The sequence below is a fragment of the Ruegeria sp. HKCCD6428 genome (genome assembly GCF_013110595.1).
GTDB lineage: Bacteria > Pseudomonadota > Alphaproteobacteria > Rhodobacterales > Rhodobacteraceae > Ruegeria.
Genome location: NZ_WVQX01000012.1, coordinates 1 through 26459 on the forward strand (window position 1 = coordinate 1; position 26459 = coordinate 26459).

General features: G+C 55.7%; 26 protein-coding genes. 12 read left to right on the top strand and 14 right to left on the bottom strand.

The genetic code is table 11. The features are described from left to right. Positions 1 to 490 precede the first annotated feature (490 nt). Positions 491 to 874 (top strand): Rap1a/Tai family immunity protein, encoded by a 384-nt coding sequence (locus tag GS620_RS19535; protein WP_171172796.1) that lies wholly within the window; start codon positions 491 to 493, stop codon positions 872 to 874. Positions 875 to 1026: 152 nt separating this feature from the next. Here GS620_RS19535 and GS620_RS19540 read toward each other — a convergent pair whose 3' ends face one another. The 4 genes from GS620_RS19540 to GS620_RS19555 all read right to left on the bottom strand — a co-directional run bounded on the left by GS620_RS19540 (position 1027) and on the right by GS620_RS19555 (position 3768). Then, a complete protein-coding gene (locus GS620_RS19540; protein ID WP_171617478.1) occupies positions 1027 to 2175 on the bottom strand; it encodes a hypothetical protein in 1149 nt (382 codons plus the stop codon). A 187-nt stretch (positions 2176 to 2362) separates the two neighbouring features. Beyond that, positions 2363 to 2581: a hypothetical protein gene (locus GS620_RS19545; protein ID WP_170601468.1), complete on the bottom strand. Its 219-nt coding sequence runs from the start codon at positions 2579 to 2581 to the stop codon at positions 2363 to 2365. A 122-nt stretch (positions 2582 to 2703) separates the two neighbouring features. Next, entirely contained in the window at positions 2704 to 2952 is a 249-nt protein-coding gene (locus tag GS620_RS19550) for an AlpA family transcriptional regulator (RefSeq protein WP_171617479.1), read from the bottom strand. Positions 2953 to 3036: 84 nt separating this feature from the next. Continuing rightward, entirely contained in the window at positions 3037 to 3768 is a 732-nt protein-coding gene (locus GS620_RS19555) for a hypothetical protein (RefSeq protein ID WP_171172782.1), read from the bottom strand. A gap of 316 nt (positions 3769 to 4084) precedes the next feature. On the opposite strand from GS620_RS19555, the gene GS620_RS19560 reads away from it, so the two are divergent. Both GS620_RS19560 and GS620_RS19565 read left to right on the top strand, forming a co-directional pair. After that, positions 4085 to 5089, top strand: a complete 1005-nt coding sequence (locus GS620_RS19560; RefSeq protein ID WP_170337759.1) for a DUF1254 domain-containing protein — start codon at positions 4085 to 4087, stop codon at positions 5087 to 5089. Next, positions 5089 to 6117, top strand: a complete 1029-nt coding sequence (locus tag GS620_RS19565; RefSeq protein ID WP_209509258.1) for a DUF1254 domain-containing protein — start codon at positions 5089 to 5091, stop codon at positions 6115 to 6117. The genes GS620_RS19560 and GS620_RS19565 overlap by 1 nt, the downstream gene beginning before the upstream one ends. Before the next feature lie 522 nt (positions 6118 to 6639). Here the strand turns inward: GS620_RS19565 and GS620_RS19570 are convergent. Then, the gene (locus GS620_RS19570) at positions 6640 to 7824 is read right to left on the bottom strand and encodes a site-specific integrase (RefSeq protein WP_171617480.1); all 1185 of its coding nucleotides are present in this window, start codon (positions 7822 to 7824) and stop codon (positions 6640 to 6642) included. A gap of 790 nt (positions 7825 to 8614) precedes the next feature. Between GS620_RS19570 and GS620_RS22325 the strand changes: the two genes are divergently transcribed. Then, positions 8615 to 11263: an AsmA family protein gene (locus GS620_RS22325; RefSeq protein ID WP_171617481.1), complete on the top strand. Its 2649-nt coding sequence runs from the start codon at positions 8615 to 8617 to the stop codon at positions 11261 to 11263. Between the two features lie 367 nt (positions 11264 to 11630). Next, entirely contained in the window at positions 11631 to 12230 is a 600-nt protein-coding gene (locus tag GS620_RS19580) for a carboxymuconolactone decarboxylase family protein (protein WP_253283998.1), read from the top strand. Positions 12231 to 12357: 127 nt separating this feature from the next. Here the strand turns inward: GS620_RS19580 and GS620_RS19585 are convergent, their stop codons facing one another. The 3 genes from GS620_RS19585 to GS620_RS19595 form a co-directional block, all read right to left on the bottom strand. Beyond that, a complete protein-coding gene (locus tag GS620_RS19585) occupies positions 12358 to 12672 on the bottom strand; it encodes a DUF1244 domain-containing protein (RefSeq protein ID WP_152456994.1) in 315 nt (104 codons plus the stop codon). Between the two features lie 87 nt (positions 12673 to 12759). Beyond that, positions 12760 to 12999, bottom strand: a complete 240-nt coding sequence (locus GS620_RS19590; protein ID WP_152456995.1) for a DUF6868 family protein — start codon at positions 12997 to 12999, stop codon at positions 12760 to 12762. A gap of 87 nt (positions 13000 to 13086) precedes the next feature. Further along, positions 13087 to 13824: an N-formylglutamate amidohydrolase gene (locus tag GS620_RS19595; protein ID WP_171617482.1), complete on the bottom strand. Its 738-nt coding sequence runs from the start codon at positions 13822 to 13824 to the stop codon at positions 13087 to 13089. A gap of 142 nt (positions 13825 to 13966) precedes the next feature. Between GS620_RS19595 and pyk the strand changes: the two genes are divergently transcribed. Continuing rightward, a complete protein-coding gene (gene pyk / locus GS620_RS19600) occupies positions 13967 to 15412 on the top strand; it encodes a pyruvate kinase (protein WP_171617483.1) in 1446 nt (481 codons plus the stop codon). Between the two features lie 12 nt (positions 15413 to 15424). On the opposite strand, the gene GS620_RS19605 is transcribed toward pyk, so the two are convergent. Further along, positions 15425 to 15886: an Lrp/AsnC family transcriptional regulator gene (locus tag GS620_RS19605; protein WP_174830357.1), complete on the bottom strand. Its 462-nt coding sequence runs from the start codon at positions 15884 to 15886 to the stop codon at positions 15425 to 15427. A gap of 198 nt (positions 15887 to 16084) precedes the next feature. On the opposite strand from GS620_RS19605, the gene GS620_RS19610 reads away from it, so the two are divergent. From GS620_RS19610 to GS620_RS19630, 5 genes are all read left to right on the top strand, one after another. After that, the gene (locus GS620_RS19610; protein WP_152456999.1) at positions 16085 to 16522 is read left to right on the top strand and encodes a universal stress protein; all 438 of its coding nucleotides are present in this window, start codon (positions 16085 to 16087) and stop codon (positions 16520 to 16522) included. Between the two features lie 13 nt (positions 16523 to 16535). Then, positions 16536 to 18086, top strand: coding sequence for a sodium:alanine symporter family protein (locus tag GS620_RS19615; protein ID WP_152457000.1), 1551 nt, complete (start codon positions 16536 to 16538; stop codon positions 18084 to 18086). Positions 18087 to 18269: 183 nt separating this feature from the next. After that, complete coding sequence (gene rpmI / locus GS620_RS19620) at positions 18270 to 18470, top strand: 50S ribosomal protein L35 (protein WP_010443552.1); 201 nt, start codon at positions 18270 to 18272, stop codon at positions 18468 to 18470. Between the two features lie 14 nt (positions 18471 to 18484). Further along, entirely contained in the window at positions 18485 to 18850 is a 366-nt protein-coding gene (gene rplT / locus GS620_RS19625) for a 50S ribosomal protein L20 (protein WP_171617484.1), read from the top strand. Positions 18851 to 18977: 127 nt separating this feature from the next. After that, positions 18978 to 20153: a peptidase S41 gene (locus tag GS620_RS19630; protein ID WP_171617485.1), complete on the top strand. Its 1176-nt coding sequence runs from the start codon at positions 18978 to 18980 to the stop codon at positions 20151 to 20153. A gap of 90 nt (positions 20154 to 20243) precedes the next feature. Here GS620_RS19630 and GS620_RS19635 read toward each other — a convergent pair whose 3' ends face one another. Further along, a complete protein-coding gene (locus GS620_RS19635; protein WP_152457003.1) occupies positions 20244 to 21635 on the bottom strand; it encodes an aspartate aminotransferase family protein in 1392 nt (463 codons plus the stop codon). A gap of 221 nt (positions 21636 to 21856) precedes the next feature. Between GS620_RS19635 and GS620_RS19640 the strand changes: the two genes are divergently transcribed. Beyond that, on the top strand, positions 21857 to 23485 hold the full coding sequence (locus GS620_RS19640) for an acyl-CoA synthetase (protein WP_171617486.1): 1629 nt from the start codon (positions 21857 to 21859) through the stop codon (positions 23483 to 23485). Here GS620_RS19640 and GS620_RS19645 read toward each other — a convergent pair. The 4 genes from GS620_RS19645 to GS620_RS19660 form a co-directional block, all read right to left on the bottom strand. Then, on the bottom strand, positions 23464 to 23817 hold the full coding sequence (locus tag GS620_RS19645) for a DOPA 4,5-dioxygenase family protein (RefSeq protein ID WP_171205700.1): 354 nt from the start codon (positions 23815 to 23817) through the stop codon (positions 23464 to 23466). The two genes, GS620_RS19640 and GS620_RS19645, sit on opposite strands and share 22 nt — an antisense overlap. Before the next feature lie 86 nt (positions 23818 to 23903). After that, positions 23904 to 24542 (bottom strand): maleylacetoacetate isomerase, encoded by a 639-nt coding sequence (gene maiA, locus GS620_RS19650; protein ID WP_171120367.1) that lies wholly within the window; start codon positions 24540 to 24542, stop codon positions 23904 to 23906. Positions 24543 to 24553: 11 nt separating this feature from the next. Beyond that, positions 24554 to 24751 carry a DUF2783 domain-containing protein gene (locus GS620_RS19655; protein WP_171169266.1) on the bottom strand — a complete coding sequence of 66 codons (198 nt, stop codon included), beginning with the start codon at positions 24749 to 24751 and terminating at the stop codon, positions 24554 to 24556. A 5-nt stretch (positions 24752 to 24756) separates the two neighbouring features. Further along, a complete protein-coding gene (locus GS620_RS19660; RefSeq protein WP_171617487.1) occupies positions 24757 to 26367 on the bottom strand; it encodes an FAD-dependent oxidoreductase in 1611 nt (536 codons plus the stop codon). Between the last annotated feature and the right edge of the window lie 92 nt (positions 26368 to 26459).

Below are 26459 nucleotides of genomic sequence, written 5' to 3' on the forward strand. Positions count from 1 at the left end.
GGCTCATAACCTGAAGGTCAGAGGTTCAAATCCTCTCCCCGCAACCAACTTCCAGCAGCCCGTTCGATCTACAAACAGTCCACTGGACTGTTTGCTTAACGATCAAACCTCGTCAGGCTCATAACCTGAAGGTCGCAGGTTCAAATCCTGCTCCCGCAACCAATAATTCCTCAACTAAAGCAATGCGTTAAGGGTCGGATCAAGCGGCAATGCCGCCGCGCGCCAACACCCCGTGGAAGCACTGTGGAAGCAAGCGACACACAAACCGCGTGTGGCGAACGCGCAACAAACGAAGCTTGCGCAAATTCCAACAAATGAGCCCGTAGCGGTCATTGCCAGTATAGCCGATCGATAAATCCGCTATGAGAGTGCTCCCAAAAACTGGCGATTTTGAGAAAGAAGTTGGCACAGATTAAAAAGGCACATAACTCTTAGGTAAGTAAATCTAATCCGAAGACACTGCCACCATGCCGAGTGATAGGATTAGCAAATGAAGCATCTGGTCTTAGCTACTATTTTGACTTCTAGCGCCGGGGTCGTGTCAGCCCAGAGCCTAGATGGAAACGCGCTGTGGGAAGTTTGTAGCAGTACTGTGCGCAGCGACGAAGCGTTCTGTTCCGGCTACGTTTTTGGCGTAAATGATGGTGGAATGTACACTGCGCTTGCCGCACAACAAAACGTCGAAGGGTCGAGCCTTCAAGAAACGATGAGAGCGGTCACGGATGTCCTCGGATACTGCACTCCGAACACTGTCAATTCAGTGCAGATGGTCGATGTGTTTGTAGCTTACTTGAAAGAGAACCCCGAGCTTCGCCACATACCCGCACAAATTCTGTTTACGAATGCTCTGACGGAAGCATTTCCCTGTGAATAGGAGCCGGTCCAACGGAAGTTTTTGTCCACATAGCCGCTGTCCACGGCGCAAAATCACTGCATCTTTGATTTAAAGTCCGCTTCCTGTGCATTGCCGACGTCGCTGAGACCCAGTCTTGCACTAGCAGCGAAGGGCAGCTCAGTGGCCCTTACTCAAGACAACCGATACTTCCCGCGCGCTTTGGACAACCTTTCAGGGAGCGGTGTAGAGTTTTCTTCAATCAGCCGAGCCAAAACATCCGAATGGTTCTCCAAAAAGTCGCCAAAACTGTCCGCAGACACGTCCGAAATCGCTGCGCGCGTTACAAACAGCCCTGCAAGCTGCGCGTCCAATTCCCGCATCTTCGCAGCCCGGTTAGCTTTAACTACATCGCTGGGCAGAACGCCCGCACAGTTCTGCAATAGGTCGTTGCCAACCACAGCCTCAAATTGGTGCCAAAGTTCGTGGGTGGGCCATCGGGCGCGGTTTCCGTCTGCGGTCGGCATGCAGTAACGAATGCGCCCCAGCGCGTCTGTGAAAGCGTCCCCGATGATATTATTCACATCCTGCCAATTCCGCATTTCGAAGCGGTTGCGGAGTTGCTTGGAGCCAAGCCGCACCTCAAAGCGCCAGACCTGACTTGATGCCCGGTCAGTCAGATCAAGGGGCGGTTTGCCCGCAGCTTCCAGTGCCGCATTCCAGATGGTTAGCCAGCCCATCTTGTTCTGCTGGATCACTTCGGCCCGCTTGTCATAGATCGCCAATTGCCGGTTGGCGACGGCCCCGGCACGCAGGCCAACCACACGCGCCCCGCTGGCAACCGTCGCGGTTTCATCAACGCCCGTGTATTCCGTGACTTTGGTGCCGGGTGGAACAACCAAGGCTTCGCGGTCGGGTTCAAACCAAGGGGCCAGCAAGTCCACGGCGAAGTCAGCCCGCGCGACCCGCAATTGCGTTTCTACATATTTGATGCCAAACGCTTCCATGCAGTGACGAAAGTGTTGCTCAGCATCTTCCAGACCGCCTGTAGCAAGGCCAAAGGCGCGAAAGTCGACGGTGATGCCGGGATTGTTGGAAATACGGTCCTGCGGGTCTTGGAACAGCCATACGGCCCCGTGGTCGCCTGTATGAGCGGTAAAGCCTCTTGCACCTTTGCTGGTCACGTTGAGTGACACGGTGCCAAATTCAAGGACGCAATCTCCGTAGGTTTCTTTGGCATGTTGCTTGGCAGATGCCAGTTCTTCGCGAAAGTCGTCGGGGATATCGGCTTGAACAGTAAATTTCAGCCCATCGAAGCCCGAATGCAGGATAGTAGCTTCCATTTACGCTGACCTTCGCTTTCGTATTCGTGGAGGGGGGTGTTACAAGACCCCCCTCAATCGCGGCATACCCTGCCGCTGGGATAATTGGCGATGTGGGGAAAAGAGTGCGGGGGCTTATGCCCCCTTTGTGCCTCCGGCGGGGCAGCATTTGTTTTGGGGCCGGAGCGAAGCCGCTCCGGCGCTGCCATCACCTGGCATTGGTTTGACGGCCAATCCAGATTTCGGCGCGCTCCGCGCATTTGGCAATATTGAGCAGGTCCGAATGGTGGAAGCTGTTCGAATTGCGCCATTCGCCGGTGTCGGTTTTGTAGGCGCGGGACATATCGACCGAATAGAAGCCGTCATTATCCCAGATGGTTGCAGTGATCAGTCCAATTTTGAATTTCTGTGCAGGCTGATTTGCCATGGTTCAGTGTCTTTCTGTTGATGTTTGAGGAAAGGGACGCGGGACCGTTTCGACCGCGCCCCGTCAGAGCCATTCCGGCCCCAAAATCCCGCGCAGCGCTGCCAACCCTGCGCGGGCAAAACTCAGGCTGCGGTGTAACTGCTGGTGTTGCCGTAGCGGCGCGCCTCAGCCCATTCCAAAAGCTCACGGCGGCGGTAGCGGACAGACCGACCCGACTTGTAGAATTTCGGGCCAAACCCCGTCACGCGCCATTTCTGGATGGTGCGCACGCTCTGACACAGGAAGTCGGCGGCTTTGCTTTCGTCGATAAAGCCATCGAGATAATCTGTCGCGGGGCGGTTGTTGTCGTTTGCAGGTTCGTTGATGAGCATCGATTTACTCCGTGTTGAGTTGCTGATGCTCTAGACTTGGACAAATCCCCAATCTCTAAAAATATCTCTAAAATCCCAAACAATTTATAGATTTGAGATTTTCTTCAAATCATTGAAAAACGGTGAAAAAATTCTGTGAATCGTTTTGTCCGACATCTGAGCAGGTGGCACGTCTAGGTCTGGACGGTTCAATTCAAGCCACCGTCTGACTTTAGGGTAGTGCGACATTTGCGATGCCGTTGGGTCTATTTCGCCAGCTTCATGGAGCGCATGAAAAGCTGCTTCGATGTCAGATTTGACCGATGGTCTACCCGGCGCGCGCGACGGTGTGGTGTCTACATGACCGCGCTCAAGGATTTCATTTCGAATACAATTGGTGGTGAGACGTACCTCAATGAACTCCAATCCCCTAAAGCTCAGTTTTCCCTCATCCCAATTGCAGCGGCCAGACCACGCTGCGTTAGGAATTGCTATCGGGGTACTGGCAACTTTCCTTGGCGGCTCAAAGCCATAGGCGTGAAGATGGCCGCCCGCGATGTATTTTAGGATGTTCTCTTGTAGGGTTTGTCTAACAGTATTGCGTGCCTCTAGGATTTTCTGTGGTCCCTCCAGCAGCATTTGAAATTTGGTGACTGCGTCTGCCTCCATAGCCGAAGCTTTGGTCATTCCATCTTCAAGGGCGCTGATGGCTGACGATCTCTGCAGCTCTTCCCAGCGTTCCTTTAACTTAGGCTCCGCATACACGACCCAAGCTTGGGTCATAGCAAAGCCACTACGCCACAAACGGTCTAGCTGGTTGGTTGTTGGTTGGCTCACTGCTCCGCCCTTTCAAATGCCCGGGATAGGTACGCGATGTAGTGAGTAAAGTTAATAGGGTGCAACGTCCCCTGTATATCTTATGTACGGGACACAAACTTAACCTGCGTACAGCTAGACCGATCATTAGGGCACCTCTGTTTCAGAAGGGCAATGTCCGCCATGCGGACAAAACAGACATTCCCTGCAGGTGCTATACATGAAAAATCACCGGCAGTCAGACGACACGAGTAAAGCAAAGTGGGTGTTGTCGCGGCGTTCGATTGAGCTACGTCACGTCGGGGCTGATAACTCGGAAAACGATTGGGAGAAGTGAATGAAAGAAATTGTTAAGTCTGCCAGTCTCATTACTTTCGCTGCAGCGCCCGCGCTTGCTCAAGAAACTGTCACGCCCAAGACATACATCCGGGCTGAAGTCGACATGTCCTTCTCCCAGTTCCAGCTTAATGCTGGAAGTGACGTGAACCGCTTCTACTACATCCGCAAGCCGACGCCACTGGACGCGCAGGCCGTGGTACGGATGAACCGCGATACGCTTTATGCCGGCTCCGTGGTCGATACCGAGGGCGGCGCAACGATCACGATTCCTGAGTTTCCGGATGACCGCTATTTCTCTATCCTCGTCATCGACAACGACCACTACGCGCCCGTGGTCTTCTACGAGCCGGGCACTTACGAGATCCCGGGCGACACCAAATATGTCGCTCTGATCATGCGGATCCAGATCATGGACCCGAGCGATCCGGCGGATGTGGCGCTCGTCAACGATATGCAGAACAAGTTCGTCATCGAAGCGGCAAGCCACGATCTCTTCCCCGAACCGCAATGGGACGTGGACAGCATGCTCGCCCTGCGTGCCGAGTACGAAAAGGAATTCCAGAAGTTCAGCCAGTACGAGCCCGACTGGATGGGCCCGCGAGGCGAAGTGAACGAGGAAACCCGCCATCTCGCAGTCGCTGGTGCCTGGGGGCTCTTCCCGGAGAAAGATGCCGTCTACATCAACTACACCGGCCCGGCCTCAGCGGAAGCCTGCTATACGGCGACCTACGAAGTGCCGCCCAATGATGCCTTCTGGTCGATCACCGTCTACGGCGCCGACGGCTTCATGGAGAGCGACAACAACATTGTTAATGACCGCAACGTGAGCCTGAACGACGACGGCACCTTCACTGTGCACTACGGCGCTGAGGTGCTCTGCGGCGCACAGCCCAACCGCGTCGACATCAGCGACGGCTGGAACTTCTTGATGCGCATCTACCGCCCCGGCCAGGCCGTGCTCGACCGGACATACACATTGCCAGACGTCACGGAGGCAAACTGATGACCCGAACATTTGCACCTGTGTTTTTCGTCGGCATGATCTTTGCCGGTGCGGCCATGGCTGATGGCACCCAGGTCACTCTCGACAATTTTACGATCGCCGAAACTGACAAATACATGTCGGAGCACTCTGCTGAGCATGAAGTGAACACAATCCGGCATTCGCGCGAGCCATCCAGTCCGGACAACCAGTTCGTAATCACCGAGAACAAGGATGTGCTCTATAGCCATGCTGTCGTCGATACGATGGGTGGTGCGACGATCACCAATCCTGACTGGGATTACCTTTCGATGATCCAGATCATCGACGAGGCGCACTATACTCTGCACGTGCTTTATGCTGGCGAGAGCGTCACTCTGACCCCTGAGGACCTGACCACAGGCCGCTACGTGTTTCTCAACATGCGAACCGGGTTGAAATCAACGGATGAGGCCGGACTTGCAGAGGCGCACGCGCATCAGGATGGCTTCCTGATTGAGGCCGCTTCGACAGAGCCCTATGCGCCCAAGGGGTTCGATACCGAAAGCCTCGATGTTGTCAGGGCCTCGCTGGTCGCTCGAGCAGCAGAAGCAGACAAGCCGGAGTTGTTCTTTGGCCGCCCGGAGGATGTTGACCCGGAAATGTTCCTGATTGCCACAGCGAAAGGGTGGGGCGGCTTGCCTTACAAGGATGCTGTCTACATTTCGACGATCGTTCCTGAGGGCGCTTCGGCTGAAGGCGCATGTTCCGAGATGACCCTGCCGTCCCCACCTCTGAAATTTGACGACGGTGCGTTTTTCTCGGTGACGACCTACAGTGCAGAAAGCTGGATCGTCGAAGAGAACTTTGCTCTGAACAATCGGGCGGCGGAAGAGAACGCGGACGGTTCCATCACGTTCCGATATAATTGTCCGGGGCAGCCAAACAACATCGACGTGCAACCCGGCTGGACGCAGGTCATCCGCCTCTATCAACCGGAAAGTGCCGAAGCTATTACGGATTACGTGGCCCGAATTACCTCAGAGGTTAAGGTCGTTCCTATCAAATAGCGAACACGCACCTGCAAGTCTTACAGATCACCGCCGGGCACTGCCCCTCCCCCTGATATGCCCGGTGGTTCCGGGGCGGTGCTCTTCCTGTCGCCGCCCCGTCTCAGACAGAGCGAGACTGGCTGATATTTTCAACGTTTAGCGCATTCTCAAAACGGCCGATCGAGTAAATTCTTAGCAGTGATCCGTTGAGCCCTTTTGTCCGAGTGTCCGACATCGGTGCCCCAAAGTTCTTTGCGCTGTGAATGAATGACCTCTTTTAATTTGCGGCGCAGTCATTGGATTTGGCAAAAAGTTCGCTGCATTTGCGAAAGGCGAACCAATAGCACCTCCGCTTCGGGCTCAGAGCGGTCATTGGAGGTATCGGCTCGAGGCGAGGCTTTTTACTACCCTACGTATACGCGGAGTTGTGTTTGCCTCGGGTGGGCAGAAAATCCCTATGTAACGTATCGTATACGTAGGCGCGCTACGTAATGTAGGCAGCCTACGTATACGTCTTTGGAGTTGGTCGCCCTTAATGCCTTACCTAACCAGACGCAGCCTCCTGCCGGTTTCCTGCCCTCCGACCAACGTATTGAGTCGCGACGCATTTTCTTCTGCAGCCTGCCGTACTGGATCATCTGCCAAATGCGCATACCGCATGGTGGTCTGAATCTGACTGTGACCCAGCAACCGCCCGACCATCTGGATCGGCATGCCCGATGACACGGCGTTTGATGCATAGGTGTGGCGCAAGTCATGAATACGAACATCATTCAAACCGGCCCGCTTACGTATACGACGCCATGGCTTTTGCAGGTCGGTCGCGTAGTGGCCGGGAACAGCCCCGGTGATTACATAAGGGTTGTCAGGAAGCCGTGGTAGGGTGCTCAGAACCGCTCGGGCCGGTTGGGGCAGGGGAATGCGCCGCGCGCCCGTCTTGGTGTCAGGAAGCTCCATTCCTGCGTCTGTGATGAAAGACCATTGCAAGGTTTGAATCTCACCGAGACGGCACCCGGTCAGGATTAGTAGCCTGAAAGCGGCGACGACAAAGGGCGACTCCGAGCCATCCCGTTCCGCGTCTGTCAAAGCCTGCCCGAGTCGTTGCAACTCATCTTGGTTCAGAAACCGTTCCCGTTTCTCTTCGCGGTATTTTGGGACATGGCGACAGGGGTTCGACCCGTCAGGTCGTAAACCCCAGATTTCCGCCAGATTGAACATCTTGGACAAAACGCCCAACGTCCGGTTGGCTTGATAGGGTTTGTCCCGAAACTTGTGGTGCAGTTCGGCAATATCTTTCCGTTCCACGTCGACCACTTTGAAGCTGCCAATTGCTGGAACGATAAACAGGTCGATTGCCCTGCGATACTCCCCTTGGGTGGACGGCTTGCAGCGTTCCTTGACGTGGGTATCAAAGAACCGCTCGCACAGAGCCGCGACCGTGGGCGCGCGGCGATGCTGGGCAATCTCTTCGGCGGGGTTCTCACCCTTAGCCACTTGCCCCATCAGTTCCTTTGCCAGCTTCCGGGCCTCGTCGACGGTGATCTTGCCATGTCTTCCGATGGAGACGCGTCGTGTCCGTCCGCCTTTGCGATACTGCGCCTGATAGGTCTTTGCCCCAGAGGGCATGACACGGACACCAAACCCCGCAATCTGGCTGTCCCAAACAAAGTAGTCTTTCGCCTCAACCGGTAAGGCTTCTACGGCGCGTTTGGTCAGTTTGGGCATCCCTCATCCTTTCTCTGTCATCGCCCCGTGGAAGCATTATGGAAGCAACTGGAAGCGGTTCATGGCGTAAGAGGTAGGAACGGGGCGCGCTTGTCGTCAATAATAAAACAACGATTACAATAAGATAGGGAAAATCAGCGTTTTCTAGCGTAGTTGGTGCAGGCGGCCATAAGCTATCTCATAACCTGAAGGTCGCAGGTTCAAATCCTGCTCCCGCAACCTGCGTCGCAATTCCCAAAACAAACCCTCAAACCAAAATCAATCCAACTGATCCAATGGATCAATGGCTTCTCCGCGACAGCCTCGCAAAACGAAACTCACAGACACAAAAGACGCATAAAACGATTCCTAAGGGCCAAATCTTATCTATTAGATTTGGATAAATGCTCTTAATCCATGATTTAACACCATACTGAGTGATATTAACGTTGAAGACGCTCGCGCACCGATTTCCATTGGCTTTTTGGTTTGGAGCCGACAACAAGCATGTCGACACTGCGGATAGATCGGCGCTTCCGACGATATTGCTGAGGATGACAACTCTTCGCTTCTTTTAAATGTGACCCGCTCAAACGGCGAAGTCATTTACGACCCGCTCGCCGCATGAACACCGATTGAAATATCGAGAAGACATCGCAACAAAAAATTGCTCACTCAGCCAACGTCGTTATCGCTTTAGTGCACCTAAATCCATCATCTCAATGGATTACAGGCCGATGATGCACTAACAATCAACTTGGACCAGTCTGATGAGGATGCTCAGGATGACTTGGAGCCGTGGGAGAGAAGCGTGAGATACGTTGTCAAAGGTGTTTTCATTTGTTGCGCTGTTGCGCTTGTTTTTGTCTTTGCGGCCTGGCTATTCCTGTCCTCCGCGTTGTTTTCTTCTGTCAGGGCCACTTTTGTTGAGAACCTGATCAGTAAGAAACTTGGTCAGGACGTCAGAATAGAAGATGAAGTGCGTCTCGGTCTGGGTCGGCAGTTGCAGATATCAGCGGCGGGGTTGGTACTACCCGGGGCGCCGGAAGCAGATGCGACGCTGGCGGCAATCGACAAACTTGAATTCGAGGTTTCCGCGCGTGACCTCTGGAACAATAAGCTTTCTCTAAGTGGCCTTTCTATCTCGGGTTTTCACCTGAATCTGATCACTGACAAGGATGGCGTTGGAAATTGGCACTCTGTTTCTCAACCGAATGCAGCAGCTTCGCAAACCGCAAAACCTCCTATGCTACCGGTCGCCGGAATTCTGTCGGACCGCACAGTTGACCTGACCGACATCACCATTTTTTATCAGAATGAATTGAATGGGATTGAACTGAATCTGCAGCTTCCTGAACTGCTTTTGAAGCGTGACGATCAAACCAACACGGCCTCTGCGGCTGGGGAAGGTTCGCTGAACGGCGAGTGGTTTGAGCTCAGCGGAACGTTTCCAGCGGAAGACCCGTTTCGGATAACAGCGGTTTTTGAACAAGTCTCTATTCTTGCCGAAGAAGTCCCTCAGGAAGCCGGGCTTGAGGTGAGGACGACTATAGAGATTGTGGAACTTGGCCAGCTTCTCGACATCCTGAAACTTGATCGAGTATTGGAAGGCTCTGGGCGTATTGGCGCAACGTTCCATACGGCGAATGGCACTTCCCGCATCGATGATCTGGCCGTGCTGGCGGAGTTGGATGGTGGTCAAAGCCTCTCGCTGAACGGGCAAATCGGGGAATTGGGAAACCCCGAAGATGTATCGCTGACAACACGTATTCGGTTGTACCCGGAAAATGCTGAACCAGCCCCCGCCGCATCACGATATGATCTTAAACTTGTTGCGGTTGATATGGTAATGGATAGTGTTCCTGGGCAGGTTCCTCAGCGACAAATGGTTATCAAAACCAACGGGTTCACATTGGACACCTCGGGCGAAGGCCCGCCTCCAATCAAGTTTTCCGAGCTATCCAGAACACCCGAAGGCGCCTTGCGTGTTGGAAGCATCAACCTGAGAATTGGGAACCCGGCTGATCCGTTTGTCATTTTGAACGGCTCGGTCGATGATGCGCTGAGGTTGCAAGGCATATCAGCTGAAGGTCTGATGGATATTCCGGCAAGCAGTCTGATCTCTCCAGAGTTGTTGGGGCCGGACGACCAGCTTGGCAGGTTTTCCGGCAACTTTCATTTGAACGGCGGCATAAATCAGCTGACTTTAACGAATCTGGATGGCCGGACAAGCGAAACGGAAGTCTGGAATCTCGAGGTGCATGGCAAGGTCAAGAACGTGCTCAAATTCGAGGACCTGGATCTGGCAATTGATGTCGATGTCCCATCCGGGGCGGATCTGTTGGAGGCGCTGTCACTTGAACGTGTCGAAACCGGTCCTGCGCGGTTTGAAATCGGGCTTGTCAGCCAGGGCACTGACTGGAACGCAAATGCTGCTGTCGAGGTAGCCGACTCTGTCCTGCAAATCGTGGCCGATCTTGATGATGCAACAAGTGCCCCTGTATTGCGGGGTACTATTGAAAGTGAGCTGATCAAGGTGGATCAGATTCGCACCATCATTCAGGCCGTCGCACAGTTGAGGAAGTTAGGCGGTTCAGAGGCGGACGAGGAAGATGCCGATCAAGAAGACAGTGCCACCGGTCCGCTGAGAGATGTGACGCTTGAACCTATCGGCCGTTCAATTCTCTTGTCCGGTATGGATATGGATGTTGATATTGAACTTCGGCATATCGAAGGCGCCAGAGGCATAAGCAGTTTGCAGAGTGATCTGACCCTCAACGAAGAAGAGCTTAAGGCCGGGCCGTTGAAGTTTGAATACGGAGGCGCCCATTTCGACGTCAGCGGGCAAATGGATCTGTCGAATGACGCGCATCTGCTTACTTTGACCGGCAAGGCGGGCGGCTGGCAGCTGGATGACATCCTCCACAATCTGAACTTCAAAAAGGGCGCCAGCGGTACGATCTATGCTGATTTTTCGGTGACCGGCGGAACTGATTCACCAAAACATTTTGCCAACACCATGAATGGCAGTGCTACAGTTTCAATGCGGGACGGCTCGATCGAAACGCAGCTTCTGGATCTGGCGGGGCTTGGGGTCTTGCCTTGGGTATTTACAAAAGAAAAACAAAAGGTTGCGCCAATCGTATGCTTGCGCGCGCCGATCAATATTTCAAATGGAAATTTTTCGACCAAACAAACCACCCTGGAAACAGATCATGTCCAGGTTGTTGTTTTTGGCGATGTTAATGTGGCGGGAAAATCTCTGGATTTGAATCTGCAACCCCGAAAGATTGGCGAACCCCTTTCGAAAAGCCCCTGGCCAGTGACTTTGAGGGGTCCATTGTCCAAGCCGAACGTCAAGGTCAAGGATGGGCCGAAAAGGCTGAAACGATCTGATGGTGCGGATATAATGCCGGCCAAAAGAAAACTCTGTGTTCCGGATATTTTGCAGCTCCAATAGTGGGCGAGCGGCTCGGTACCTGACCGAACCCAGAGTTCGTGAAGGATCGTAATGTGACTGCTAAAGATGTCTGTTTTGGGCAAGGAGCGTGGATTGAAGGCCAAACCACGCTAGATGTCCAACGTCTTGTGGGCACCCGGAACCCCCGTGTTTGCGGCAAGGCCTGGATCATCAGTCACAGGCTTCCACAGCTTCCAAAACAGGTCCGGCACTCCGTGCATGCCTAAAACTAGCCAACAGCATACGCACACTGACACCGTGCAACGCGGCAATTGACTGCAATCTTCGGGGATAACACCAACTACCCCATGCCGCCTTGCGACATGCAAAAGGTTGCTTGTTTGCGAAAGCCCGGAGCCCAGCTAGGATGCAAGATACTGATTTTCGAGAGGTTGAAATGAAAAACCTGTTTCCGTCCCTGCCCGAAGACGCGAATCTGGGCCACGTCTATCGCGCTTTCCCGGAGAAATTTGGACCTCTGGCAGAGTACCAAAATCGTGTCATGCGGGGCGACAGTGAACTCAGCATCGCGGAACGAGAGATCATTGCAGCCTATGTCTCCGGATTGAACGCCTGCGCTTTTTGTCATGGCGCGCACACCGTGCATGCCAAGGCTTTCGGCATTGATGTCAGCACCATCGAGGACTTGATGGATGATCTTGAAAGCGCGGATATCGACGACAGTCTAAAACCCATTTTGGCTTATTCCGGGAAATTAACAACCAGCCCCTCCCGCATGACTGAAGCCGATGCAAAAGCAGTCTACGATGCCGGCTGGTCCGAGAATGCGCTGTTTGACGCTATACAAGTTTGCGGTTTGTTCAACTTGATGAATCGTATGTTAGAGGGCACCGGAATTACCGAGTATCATTCAGATACTAATTCCGCCGGTGAAGACGTGCTCGACAACCTGCGTAGCAAAAGGTGCTACCTTGATTTTGGCAAGGCAAACGGGCTTTTCGCATGACTTCTGATCTGTTGGTCTGGGCCAGGGGCCTCGCAAAAGCGTATGGCGGGCGTGGCACAACAGCTTGAAACGGTAATCCAAATCAACAGGCCCGCCGGATCGGCGGGCCTTTTTGAGCTCTGCGTTGTCAGTCTTTCGTGCCGACGTTTTCTTCGAACGCAACCTTGAAGGCGGCCTGTTTCTCGGGGCTGGCCTCGGTTTGATATTTCGATTTCCATTCATCCATCGTCATGCCGTAGAAAATCTCGCGGGCTTCATCCTTGCCCAGTTCGATTCCCTTTTCGTTTGCCGCTTCCTGGTACCAGCGCGACAGGCAGTTGCGACAAAACCCGGCGAGGTTCATCATGTCGATGTTCTGAACGTCCGTGCGGTCTTCCATCAGGTGTTTTTGCAACCGGCGAAATGCGGCAGCCTGAAGTTCAATTTCGGTTTGCTTGTCCATGATCTGGCTCCGGATGGCGAATGAGTTGCTTCTGACCTAACAATCCAGTGGACCCGTTACAAGAAACGGACGTGCCGAAGCGCCTTTTCACATCAATTTCAATGCTAGCCAAGGCACGATGCAGAAAACCAGCGTCAGGATTTTGTAGTTCGCAAGATACCTGAAATAGGCGCGTTTCACATCCGGGCGTTCCATCCGAAACATCCTGCCGTGAATGTCGGCAATCCAATCCTGCAAAAGCAGAACCATCAGGGTGGTAAACAGAAGCACCGCGATATTGAGCACGGCCATCCAACCAAAAAACGTCGTCAAAAACTCTTGTGTCATGATGACCCCCTTTCCCAGTTGATATGGGACATGAAGGCCGTGCTCACAACAGCGTGATGAGCGGAAAAGCACGCGCAGGACTTGCGGTCAAAGGTCGCTGGCTTCCAATGCATCTTGCAGGATCACCGCCAATCGCTCGGCCCATTCCCTTTGCCCCGCATGGTCTGCGATCAAGTCGTTGCGCAGCTCGATCAGTGCGTTGGGGCGTCCAAACGCGGTACAGTGTTTGTCGATCGCATCCCCCGGCAGAACTCCGGTATACGGCTGGTTGACGCCAACGCACAGATCTTCCTCGGCCTGAAGCCTTTCGATCAGCGGGCCAGAGAACCGCTCGTCCGAGGTGTGCAGCACGCCAATGTGCCACGGGCGCGGCTCACGACCGCGCAGCTGGCGGGTGAAGGAATGCATCGAAACGATCACAGCATGGGGCAGGGCCGCCATTTGTGCCAGTGCCTCGTGGTAGGGGCGGTAGCACATATTCAGGCGACGTTCGCGCTCGTCATCATCTGCATGGCGATTTCCGGGTATGATTGACCCATCATAGAGCTTCATCAACAGCGTGGGATCGTCCTCACCCCGGTTCGGATCGATGACCAGCCGCGAGAAGTTGGCGGCAATCACAGACGCGTTCAGGATCTCGCCCAAGTGTTTCGACACCTCATACGCGCCGACATCATAGGCGATATGGCGTTCCATATCCTCGCGCGGCAGGCCGAGGTCGCCGCCATTTACGTCTGGGGGAACAGTGTTGGTTGCATGGTCGCATGTAATCAGCCAGCGAGACGGGCGATCCGCACCGTGGACGAAAAATGGAGTGTATGTCATGAGCCTGTCATCTTGTTTGCCGCTGGTGTAGGGCAGTTGCTTTGAAAAGGGAATTGCGCAATAAGCATCGAGATGATGTTTGCGGTAACATTTTGCGTAAGCCGATCTGCAAACTTGAGAAGACGTAAGGAGGTCTATGCCAATGCGACGCCTGAGAAATGTGAAAATCGTGGCGACGCTGGGGCCAGCGTCAAATGACTATGAAACGATTCGTGCGCTGCACGAGGCTGGCGCGGATGTCTTTCGTTTGAACATGAGCCACGGCAGCCATGATGAGATCCGCGAACGGCACAAGATCATTCGGCAGGTGGAAAAGGACCTGGACAGCCCGATTGCCATTCTGGCCGACCTTCAGGGGCCCAAGCTGCGCGTTGGTGTCTTTGCCAATGAGGCAGAGGAGCTGGAAGAAGGTGCGTCCTTCCGGCTCGACCTCGACCCTGCTGCGGGCGACATCAACCGGGTCTGCCTGCCGCATCCCGAGATTTTCGCGGCGCTTGAGCCGGGCGCGCGCCTGCTGGTGAATGACGGCAAGATCCGACTGATCGTTCAGGACTGCGGGCAGGATTTTGCAAATTGCACGGTCGAGGTGGGTGGCACGATCTCGAACCGCAAGGGTGTCAACGTTCCTGATGTGGTGCTGCCGCTGGCGGCTTTGTCGGCCAAGGACCGAGAGGATCTGGAGTTTGTCTGCCAACTGGGTGTGGACTGGTTGGCGCTGAGCTTCGTGCAGCGCGCCAAGGACGTTTTCGAGGCCCGCGCGCTTGCGGATGGTCGCGCGGCGATCCTGTCCAAGATTGAAAAACCTGCGGCAGTTGAGGCGTTTGACGATATTCTTGATGCGTCGGACGGGATCATGGTGGCACGCGGCGACCTGGGCGTGGAACTGCCTGTTTCTGCCGTGCCTCCGATCCAGAAACGACTGGTCCGTAAATGCCGTGGGGCAGCCAAGCCCGTCATCGTCGCCACACAGATGCTGGAAAGCATGATCGAAAGCCCGATGCCGACCCGTGCCGAAGTGTCGGACGTTGCGACGGCGATCTACGAAGGCACTGATGCCATCATGCTCAGCGCGGAATCGGCAGCCGGTGCCTATCCGATCGAAGCGGTGCAGACGATGAACAAGGTTGCCATCGAAGTCGAAGCCGACCCGACATATACGCAGATCATCGCAGCCTCGCGTACCGCCAAGGGAACCACCGTTGCGGACGGGATTGTTGCCGCCGCGCGTGAAATAGCCGAGAAAACCGATATCAAAGCGATCTGCTGCTTTACGCAAAGTGGCACGACAGCCGCATTGACCGCGCGCGAACGTCCCGGTGTTCCGATTATCGCGATGACGTCGCTGATGGGAACGGCGCGCAGACTCTGTCTGAGCTGGGGTTGCAACTGCGTCATGACGCCCGAGCTCGAACGGTTCAAAAGCGCGGTTGTAAACGCAGCGCGCGCCGCAAGGGCAGGGGGCTTTGCAACTGAAACCGACCAGATCGTTGTCACCGCCGGGGTGCCGTTCAACGTACCGGGTACCACCAACATTCTGCGCGTGGCGCCCTGTGACGAGCGACTGATCTACAGCACGGATCCCGAATAACCGGAACGGGTATCAAGGCCCGGACACCCGTTGGCCAACCGGCTCTTTCACGGCCTCCATGACCGTGAATGAGCTGGTTTGGTGAATCCCGGGCAGCTTGTTGATCTTCTCACCCAGTATCATCCGGAAATGCGCGATATCGCGGGTGCGGACTGTCAGAAGATAATCGAACGACCCTGCCACCATCAGGCAGCTTTCGATTTCCGGCACATCGCGTACGGCCTCGTTGAATTTTTCCAGGGATTGCTCGGCCGTTGCGGTCAACGACACCTGTACGACGGTCAGAAGGGCCAGCCCCATTCTCTCTTTGTCGACGATGGCGCTGTAGCCCTTGATATAGCCGTTCTTTTCCAGTCGTTTCACACGCTCGGAACAGGGCGTGTTTGTAAGGTTTACGCGCGCCGCAAGCTCAACTATTGAGAGCCGGCCATTGGCCTCAAGCTCGTGCAGGATGCGTTGATCGATATTGTCCAATTCTCTACTAATCAGTAAAACTTCCTGTTATTTTAGTGTAAAACGACAATTTCCACTGAATATAGACCAAAAAAATCCCCAATTCCTAGTGAAAATTCCTGATACTTACCAAAGGGCGGTCTTATTGAAAGTTCCAAGTTCCGGCTGCCCTGCCGGGGGCACGGGCCTCGGCCAAATGAAAAATAATGGAGGAACGACATGACAACAAAGATTGTCATAGGACTCGACGGGACAGAGACCGGTGAGCGCGTGATTACCTTTGCCAAAGATTTGGCAAAGTTGATCGGGTCGTGTGAACTGGTGGTCGCTTATGTGATTGAATGGTCCCCTTACACCTTTCAGACACCGGAAGAAAACGCACAGCGTCACAAACGACGGGAAGAAGAGGTTGATCTGGCGACGTCGCGGATCGTGACACCTGCCGTTGAGGCCCTCAGAGAGGCTGGTTTTGAAGCGCAGGGTGTTGTTCGCCACGGTGACGTGGCCGAGACCTTGAACGCCATTACAATGGAAATGGGCGGCTCGCAGATCGTTGTCGGCCGGTCTTCGGCGGACGGGATCAAGAAACGTATCTTCGGCAGCTCGACCCAGAACCTTGTGATGCATGCCGATGTTCCGGTCACGGTTGTGAACTGAAGGGAGGGACAAAATGAGAATGCTTAAACAACTCGGCGCCTCAATGGCAGCCGCTATTGTCGCCAGCCCTGCCTTTGCGCAAGAAGCTCCGGGGCTTGATGAAAAAATCAACCAGACTTTCGCTGATCTGACCGGTCCATTCGTCAGCTTCATCTTCGCGCCATTCCCCGGGACCAGTTTCCCATGGATCGTGATGTGGCTGGTGATCGCTGCGACGGTCTTCACGCTGTATTTTGCTTTTGTGCAGATGCGGTTTTTTGGCCACGCAATCAGTCTTGTCAAAGGTGACTATTCCGACCCCAATGATGCGGGCGAGGTCAGCCATTTTCAGGCTCTGGCCACGGCGCTTTCCGGTACGGTCGGTCTGGGGAATATCGCGGGTGTTGCTGTTGCCGTCGGCATCGGCGGACCGGGCGCAACCTTCTGGATGATCCTGGCGGGTCTCCTGGGGATGGCGTCGAAATTCACCGAATGTACGCTGGGCGTGAAGTACCGCAACGAGTACGAAGACGGCACCGTCTCGGGTGGCCCGATGTACTATATGTCCAAAGGGTTCAACGAACTGGGCTTGCCGGGTGGCAAGATCCTGGCGGTTTTGTTCTCTATCTTCTGTATCCTTGGCGCGCTGGGTGGGGGCAACATGTTCCAGGCCAATCAGGCGCATCAGCAGATCGCGGGAATCGTGGGTGACTATCCGGGCTGGATTACCGGGCTGGTCTTCGCAGCGGTTGTTTTCATGGTCATCGTTGGTGGCCTGAAGTCTATCGCACGGGTGACCGAGAAGGTGGTACCGTTCATGGGCATTCTCTATGTTCTGACCGCTCTGGTCATCATCTTGATGAATGCGGATATGATCGGCTGGGCCTTTGGCCAGATCTTCGCCGGTGCCTTCACCGGTCTGGGTGTTGCAGGCGGCATGGTCGGCGCGCTGATCCAGGGCTTCAAACGTGCGGCGTTTTCGAACGAAGCGGGTGTTGGCTCGGCAGCGATTGCACACTCGGCTGTTCGGACCAAGGAGCCGATCACCGAAGGCTTCGTTTCCTTGCTGGAACCGTTCATCGACACCGTGGTGATCTGCACGATGACCGCTCTGGTCATCATCATCACCCAGCAATTGATCATCGATCCCGAAACCGGCAACTACATGCTGAATGAGGCCGGCACGGCGATTGCCACTGTTGACGGCAACTCGGGCGTCAGCCTGACCTCTGCCGCCTTCGGCAGCGCGTTCGGTTTCTTCCCGTATATCCTGGCGGTTGCGGTGATCCTGTTTGCCTTCTCGACCATGATCAGCTGGTCATACTATGGCCTCAAGGCCTGGACCTACCTGTTCGGTGAGGGCCACACCAAAGAGCTGGTGTTCAAGATCATCTTCTGCATCTTCGTCGTCATCGGTGCCGCAGCCAACCTTGGCCCGGTCATCGACTTCTCGGATGCGGCGATCTTTGCGATGGCGGTGGTCAACGTCTTTGCGCTCTACTTCCTGATGAAAGTGGTGCGTCAGGAGCTGGCTTCGTATTCCGAGCGCCTGAAAACCGGTGAAATCCGGAAATTCGAACACTAAACCCAATCACTGGGGCGGCCTTTGTCGCCCCAGTGCCCGATCAGCCGGCAAAAAGCGCAGAATCTGATCCAAACCCCCTTGCCAGTATGACCGAACTTGCGTAAACGGCGCTTCTGATCGCGTGACCGGCCGAGATGGCATGCCGAGTCGCGTCTGGAACCGAACCCGAAAAAGGAGACGGAAATGCCTAAGATGAAGACAAAGTCGAGCGCCAAGAAGCGCTTCAAGGTGACTGCGACCGGTAAGGTCCTTGCTGGCCAGGCCGGCAAACGTCACGGCATGATCAAGCGGACCAAGAAATTCATCCGCGACGCCCGTGGCAACACCACCCTGTCCGCCCCCGACGCCAAGATCGTCAAGGGCTACATGCCCTACGACCGCTAAGAGGAGATTAAGACATGTCCCGCGTTAAAGGTGGAACCGTAACTCACGCCCGTCACAAGAAGGTCATCAAGGCCGCCAAAGGTTACTATGGCCGCCGCAAGAACACCTTCAAGGTTGCCCGTCAGGCCGTCGACAAGGCCAATCAGTATGCAACCCGCGACCGTAAGAACCGCAAGCGCAACTTCCGCGCACTGTGGATCCAGCGGATCAACGCTGCTGTGCGCTCGCATGACGAAGCACTGACATATTCCCGCTTCATCAACGGCCTGACCCTGGCCGGTATCGAAGTGGACCGCAAAGTTCTGGCCGACCTGGCCGTGCACGAACCGGAAGCGTTCGGCGCGATCGTCGCCAAAGCTCAGGCTGCTCTGACAGCCTGATCCTCTTTCGAGAGACAGTGAAAGAAAGGCCGTCCCATTTTGGGGCGGCTTTTTTGTTTTCCATAGATTGGACGTCGGTGTTTAGCACACTCTGGACATCGTCCAGCAGTCGTGCGCACCTTAAACTATGTCGCTGGTACAAGACTTTGAGCAAGTTTTAGAAACTGCCTTGCCACGCGATCCCAGCTTTCGGCGGATCGAACAGACGGCGATAGACAGTTGCATTAGTGATGCTCGAAGATACGCTTCAGAAGGTCTAAAAGAGGCCTTTCTGTTTTCAACAATGCGCCTACTGGCACTTCCCGACAACGGGCACACACGGCTGATTCCGAATGATGCCATCTCGGTGCTCCCGCTGAGATTCGTGAGCATCGGAACTGCCATCCAGTTAGTTGGTACGGCACCGGAAACAACGGCGCCCAGAGGAAAGCTGGTTGCAGTCAACGGCACACCGTTAAGTCAAATCGAAGCCGCCTCAGAAACATTTCTGGCAGGAACGCGCCAAAGGAAACGGGTAATCGGATCGATTATACTCGTGTGGCCCTATGCTTTGGCTCGTCTCGGTTTTTCCTCAAAAGACGAAACGACCGAGTATCGCGTGCAAGACGAGAACGGTCAGATGTCCGAATTCGAAGTGGAAAACGGCCATACGGTTCCTGCATCAACGCTCTACCCGAGAAACGAGCATGGCCGGGCCGATCCGGCTTGGACACCCGAGAGACTTATGGAGACTAAGGGCTGGCGGGGACTTGGGCTTGCGATACTGTTGCCCAGTTTTCTCGATTCAGGAGAAGGTGCGCTGCCGAAAGCCATCTCAGGTGCAGCAGAACAAGTAAGCGTTTGCTCGGAAAAAACGCTCTTGATTGACATTCGTGGAAACACCGGTGGCGACTTTCTCAAAACGATGCCCTTGATCGACGCCATCTCTGAAAACGCAAGCAGGCAGGTTGTTGTGCTTGTCGATAAATTCACGTTTTCGGCTGCGATAGTTTTTGTCGCCATCCTCAAACATCGATTGGGACCTAGGCTCAAGCTCATAGGGGAAGAAATGGGTGACGGGTTGACGTTTTTTGCCGAGGGAGGTTCGCTCGATTTGCCAACCAGCGGGGCGGTCGTTCGATACTCATCGGCTTTTCACGATTGGGAGAACGGAACCAGCGATGCAACCACACCAGCCGAGATCGCGCGGCAACTAGTTCCGGCTGGAACACTGGATTTGGATTGGGAATTGATCACCGAACCTAGCGCTGAAGATGCACACGGCGCGTTCTATCAACGAATTCTCAGAAGTCTGAGAAATTAGACGAATGGCAGGAAAGCCCGCGTAGATGCCACGCGAACGCAAAAAAACCGGCGCATTCAGCGCCGGTTTTCGTAAATTCATTGAGGGAACTCACCCGAACACACGCCCCAGCGCGCCATCGACCGCGTCGGTGATCTGGTCGATGTCATCAGCCGTGGCGATCAGGGCGGGCGAGAAGCACAGCGTGTTGTTGCGGCTTGGGATCGAGCGGTTTGTGACACCGATGATCACGCCCTGGTTCATACAGTCGGCCACTACCGCCTGTGCCAGTTTCTCGTCCACAGGCTCTTTGCTGGCACGGTCTGCAACCAGCTCGGCACCCAGGAACAGGCCCTTGCCGCGCACGTCGCCGATGACCTTGTGCTTTTCCATCAGTGCCTGAAGGTTGCCCATCATGCGGTCACCCATGGCCGCGCAATTGCCCAGCAGGTTTTCATCCTCGATGATGCGCATGTTTTCGATCGCAGCAGCCGGACCGGCAGTGCAGCCACCAAAGGTCGAAATGTCGCGGAAATAGCTCATCGGGTCCGAAGCATCATCCTTGAACATGTCAAAGACCTCCTCGGTGGTGACCATGCAGGCAATCGCGGCATAGCCCGAGGCCACGCCCTTGGCCATGGTCACGAAATCCGGCTTGATTCCGTATTGCTGATAACCGAACCATGTGCCGGTGCGGCCCACGCCGCAGACAACCTCGTCGATATGCAGCAGCACGTCGTATTTCTTGCAGATCTCCTGCACGCGCTGCCAGTAACCCTCGGGCGCTTCGATCACGCCGCCACCTGCGGTCACCGGCTCAAGGCACAGCGCGCCAACGGTGTCGGGGCCTTCGCGCAGGATGACCTGTTCGATCTGGTCTGCCGCCCATTCGCCGAAATTCTCTTCGGGGGCACCGTCCAGTTCGTGCTTGCGATATTCCATGCAGTGGGGCACGCGCACGAAATCAGGTGCAAAGGGGCCGTATTGTGCGGTGCGCTCGTCCTGACCGCCTGCCGACATGGTTGCCAGCGTCGAGCCGTGATAATCGCGGTCACGATACAGAATCTTGGTCTTTTTGCCGCCGTACTTCTTGTGCGCGATCTGGCGCACCATCTTGAAGGCTTTCTCGTTCGCCTCGCTCCCTGAGTTGGTGTAATACACGCGGCTCATGCCGGGCATCTTGTCGATCAGTTGCTCGGCAAAGATCGCGCCGGGGATCGAGCCGGCCGAATTGGCGAAATAGCACAGTTTCATCAGCTGGTCGTAAACGGCCTTGCAGATCGATTCGCGGCCATAGCCGACGTTGACGGTCCAGACACCGCCGGAAACCGCATCCAGATGCTCTTTGCCTTTCTGGTCCCAGACGCGCATGCCCTTGCCTTCGACAATGATGCGGGGGTCATTGGTTTCAAAGGGTTTGTGCTGGATCAGATGATGCCAGATATGGGCGCGGTCGGCCTCGACCACGCGGGAAAGATCGTTTTCGTTGAACGTGCCGTCCATGACAAGTCCTTTCAGTGAGGTGCGGTGCACGGGGTGCGGAAATGGTGTGCCCCGGCATATGTTTAAGATGCTTCAGATCACCGCGAATGGCCGGATCTAAGTAGGGCCAGATCGCACCATCCCGTATTGCCAGTCAATAAGGGTATCGTAATACTACGGATTTGTCAGAGCACCAAGTTTGTGCTCAAGTCGCGCAAACCGAGTGCAGGGAGGATCAGCAGTTGGTAGCGACGAATACCTATGAGCGTCATTTGGACAAATGCCGGGCGAATTACACACCCTTGTCGCCCCTCTCTTTCATTGAGCGCACGGCGCAGGTTTATCCCGATTACCCGTCGGTCGTCTATGGTGAGCGGCGGTATACTTGGGCTGAAACCTATGCCAGGTGCCGCCGGCTGGCGGGGGCCCTGAATGCGCGGGGTATCGGAAAGGGTGATACCGTTTCAATTATCGCCGCAAACATCCCCGAGATGTACGAAGCGCATTTTGGTGTGCCCATGGCGGGTGCCGTTTTGAACGCCATCAACACGCGTCTGGATGCTCCGATAGTCGCTTTCATCCTGAACCACGCCGAAGCCAAGGCCTTGTTGGTTGACCCCGAGTTTTCCGGCGTCGTGAAAGAGGCGCTGGAGCAGGTTGATCATGATATTCTGGTAATCGACATCGAGGATCCCAGCTTTGAAGGCGGTGAAAGGCTTGGCAGCCTGACCTATGACGCCCTGATATCAGAGGGAGACCCCGAATTTGACTGGTCACTGCCCGAGGATGAATGGGACGCGATCACGCTGAACTATACGTCCGGCACAACGGGCAATCCCAAGGGCGTGGTTTATCACCACCGCGGCGCCACGCTGAATGCACAATCGGATTTGCTGGACTGGGATATGCCCAAGCATTCGATCTATCTGTGGACCTTGCCGATGTTTCACTGCAACGGATGGTGCTTCCCCTGGGCCATGGCCGCCAATGCGGGCGTGTCCGTCTGTCTGCGCGCCGTGCGTGCCGAGCCGATCTATGCGGCATTCCGTGATGAGAAGGTCACCCATTTCTGCGGTGCTCCCATCGTTTTGAACATGCTGGCCCACGCGCCGGATGAACTGAAAGACTTTGACCATCAGATCAAGGTTATGACCGCGGGCGCTCCGCCGCCGGCCGCCGTGATCGAAGCGATGGAAGCTATGGGGGTCGAGGTCACGCACGTTTATGGCCTGACCGAGACCTATGGGCCCTCGGTCGTTTGTGCGTGGAAGGATGAATGGAACGACAAGGGACCCGAAGACCGTGCTGCCCTGAAAGTAAGGCAGGGCGTGCGGTATACGGCGTTGTCTGGCCTGATGGTGGCCGATCCCGAAACGATGGAGCCCGTGCCCGCGGATGGCGAAACCATGGGCGAGATCTTTATGCAGGGCAACGTGGTGATGAAAGGGTATCTCAAGAACCCTGATGCCACCGATGGGGCCTTCAAGGGCGGCTGGTTCGCATCCGGCGATTTGGGCGTCATGCATCCGGATGGCTATATCGCGCTCAAAGACCGGTCCAAGGACATCATCATTTCAGGCGGCGAGAATATCTCCTCCGTCGAGGTCGAGGGCATTCTCTACAAACACCCGGCAGTCATGGAAGCCGCGGTTGTGGCCCGGCCAGACGAGAAATGGGGCGAAACCCCCTGTGCCTTTGTCGAGCTGAAGCCCGGTACAACCGCGACCGAGGCAGAGCTGATTGCCTTTTGCCGGGACAACATGGCCCATTTCAAAGCGCCCAAGACCGTGGTGTTTGGCACCCTGCCGAAGACTTCAACCGGCAAAGTGCAGAAATTCGTTCTGCGGGATCAGGCGCGGGCGCTGGGCTGAAGCGTGTCAAAGATCGACAGGTCCAGATCCAGCATTTCACCCATCCAGATCGCGCGATCGCGGTGATCGGCCAGATGGTCTCCGGTTTCCGGGTGGGTGAAAACCGTAAGGCCCCGGCGGTTCAGCATCAACCACGGAGTGACCTGATCGAAGGCATCAGCCGCAAAACTCAATTGGCAGCTCCAGCGCGGGTGGGGGCCGACATTGCGGCTATGCATGCGTCCCATCCGGACGGGGAACAGACGGGCGGCCTCTTCGCAGACCTGTTGCGCCGTGTGCTGCGTGTCGGCGTCGTAATAGACATGGGCGTGGTATCCGGTGATCTCGGGCATCAGAACCTCTTTTGCTTTGATGAAACAAAGCTAAGTCCGATTGCGACGGACGCCTAGGCACACCGGCACACAGGACCTGTGCAAGCTTATTGGGGTGCGTGCCTGTCAGGATGCGCCGCGACAAATGCGGGGTGATCGGCGCAGGCCTTTTCGACACCCAGCAGACGCGGCATGTCCGACAGGTCGACCTTCCACCGGCGTGCATTGTAGATCTGCGGGATCAGGCAGATGTCGGCGAGGCCGGGCTGTGAACCGACACAATAGGGGGTTTGTTCAAACTCACCCAACATGGTCTCGAAGGCCTGCAACCCCGGCCGTATGAAGTGCCGCATCCACTCTCCGGGCATGTCGGTCGGGTCTTTGCTGAGGGTGGTCGCATGGCGAGCAACTGAAAGGTTGCAAACAGGGTGAATGTCCACCGCAATCGCATAGGCCAGCGCCTGCACGCGCGCGCGCCCTGCTGCATCGTCGGGCAGAAGGTTCAATTCACGTGTCTTGTCCAGATAGTCGAGAATGGCCAGAGACTGTGTCAGCCGCTGCCCGTCAATATCCAGCACCGGAACCAACCCTTGTGGATTTCGCGCGATATGTGCATCGCCCTTGTGTTCGCCGCCCACCAGGTCGACGACAACCGCGCGATAGTCGATCCCGGCCAGATTCAGAGCGATCCGCACCCGATAGCTGGCCGAGGACCGCCAATAGTCATAAAGGACGGTTTTGCTCACATTCGAATCCGTCACTTGTCGACCAGGGTGGCGGCGCGAATAGCGTCAGACAACACCGCCTTGTCGCCGATGTGATTGGCCAGCACCAGAACCAGTCGGGCGTTCAGCGCGTCACTGCCGGCTTTTTCAAGCCCTTCATGCGCGGCCAGCAGCTCGGCATAGAAGTCGTCAGCATCGTCGATATTCGGGGATAGGATCAGGTCAGACATCGCGCTCACTCCTTGCCACAGGCTCTGCGGATTGCATGGCGGAAACTGTTTTCTTCATAACTGTCCCGGCGCGCCGCCACGTGCTGATCAGGACGGATCAGGTAAACCGCGCTGGTTGCGTCGCCCAGATAGCGACGTTTCAGCGCCAGGGTCTGGTCATCCTTGACCGACAGCGCCAACCGCGTGACCTCGACCCCGTCTTCTTCCAGCACTTCTGGGGCATCCGTATCAATCGTCAAAAGGGTGAATTTGCCTGCCAGTTTGGGCAACAGGAACGCATCACCCAGCGGCGCATCCGGGCAGGCCGAGCCGGGGCGCGTTTCGGCTGGGCCATCCAGCGCGTCGGCAGAATTCAGGGTCGAGCCGTCATAGGTGCAAGGTTGACTCAGGCGTCCTGAATTCACCAACGGACGCGCAAATTCGTACTTCTCGCTGAGGTCCAGAACCGCATCCCGCAGAACCCGCGACATTTCGGATTTCGGCGTGATGAAATCGGTGGAGCGGCTGGATTTCTGGATGTTCTCATCAGCCCCGTGCACGCGTTCCGCGTTGTAGCTGTCCAGCAGGCTTTCTGGGGCTTTCCCATCCAGCACCAGTTTCAGTTTCCAGCACAGGTTGTCAGTGTCTTGCAGGCCGGAATTGGCACCGCGCGCGCCAAAGGGGCTGACTTGGTGCGCGCTGTCGCCGGCGAATAGGACACGCCCTTTGCGGAAGCTCTCCATGCGGCGGCACTGGAACGTATAGATTGAGACCCACTCCAGCTGAAACTCGACGTCATCGCCCAGCATCGCCTTGAGGCGCGGGATCACATTCTCGGGGCGCTTTTCGCGTTCCTTGTCGATGTCCCAACCCAGTTGCAGGTCAATACGCCAGACATTGTCGGGTTGTTTGTGCAAAAGCGCGGATTGCCCGCGATTGAACGGCGGGTCAAACCAGAACCAGCGTTCCGAGGGGAAATCGGCATCCATGATCACGTCCGCGATCAGGAAATTGTCTTCGAAAACACGCCCTTCGAAATCGATGCCCAGCATGCGCCGGGTGGGCGACGCGGCACCATCGCAGGCGATCAGCCATTCGGCCTCGAGTGTATAGGGGCCTTCGGGGGTTTCGACCTCCAGCCGAACGTGATCTTCGTGCGTACCGATTGCGTCAACCTTGTTGCGCCCGCGAATTTCAATCGGTGCGCCTTTTGCCTGCAACTCGCGCACGCGTTCCACAAAGAAGTTTTCAAAATGGTATTGCTGCAAGTTGATGAAGGCCGGGTTGGCATAGCCTTCGTCCGGCTGAAGGTTGAAATCATAGACCTGACGGTTGTCGAAAAAGACCTTGCCCCGGTCCCAAAGCACGCCTTTGTCGACCAATCGCTGGCCGCAACCCAGCCGGTCCGCAATTTCCAGCGTGCGCTGAGAAAAACAGATGGCGCGGCTGCCGAAGCTGACTTTGTCATTCTCGTCCAGAACCACAACTTCGACCCCTTGCTGGGCCAGATCGATGGCGGCGGCCAGACCAACCGGCCCCGCACCGATCACGATGACCTTGTGCCTGACGGGCGTCGGGCTGTCCTGATCCGGGCTGCGTTCATATCCGTAAAGCGGCGTTTCAAAGATCTTGTTCATGGGCTCCCCCCCGAAACAGATGCACCGATGTGCTGCATGTCCTGTCCCCCGGCGACGGGCGCCGGAGGTCTTAGTTTATGGTTCCATCGAAT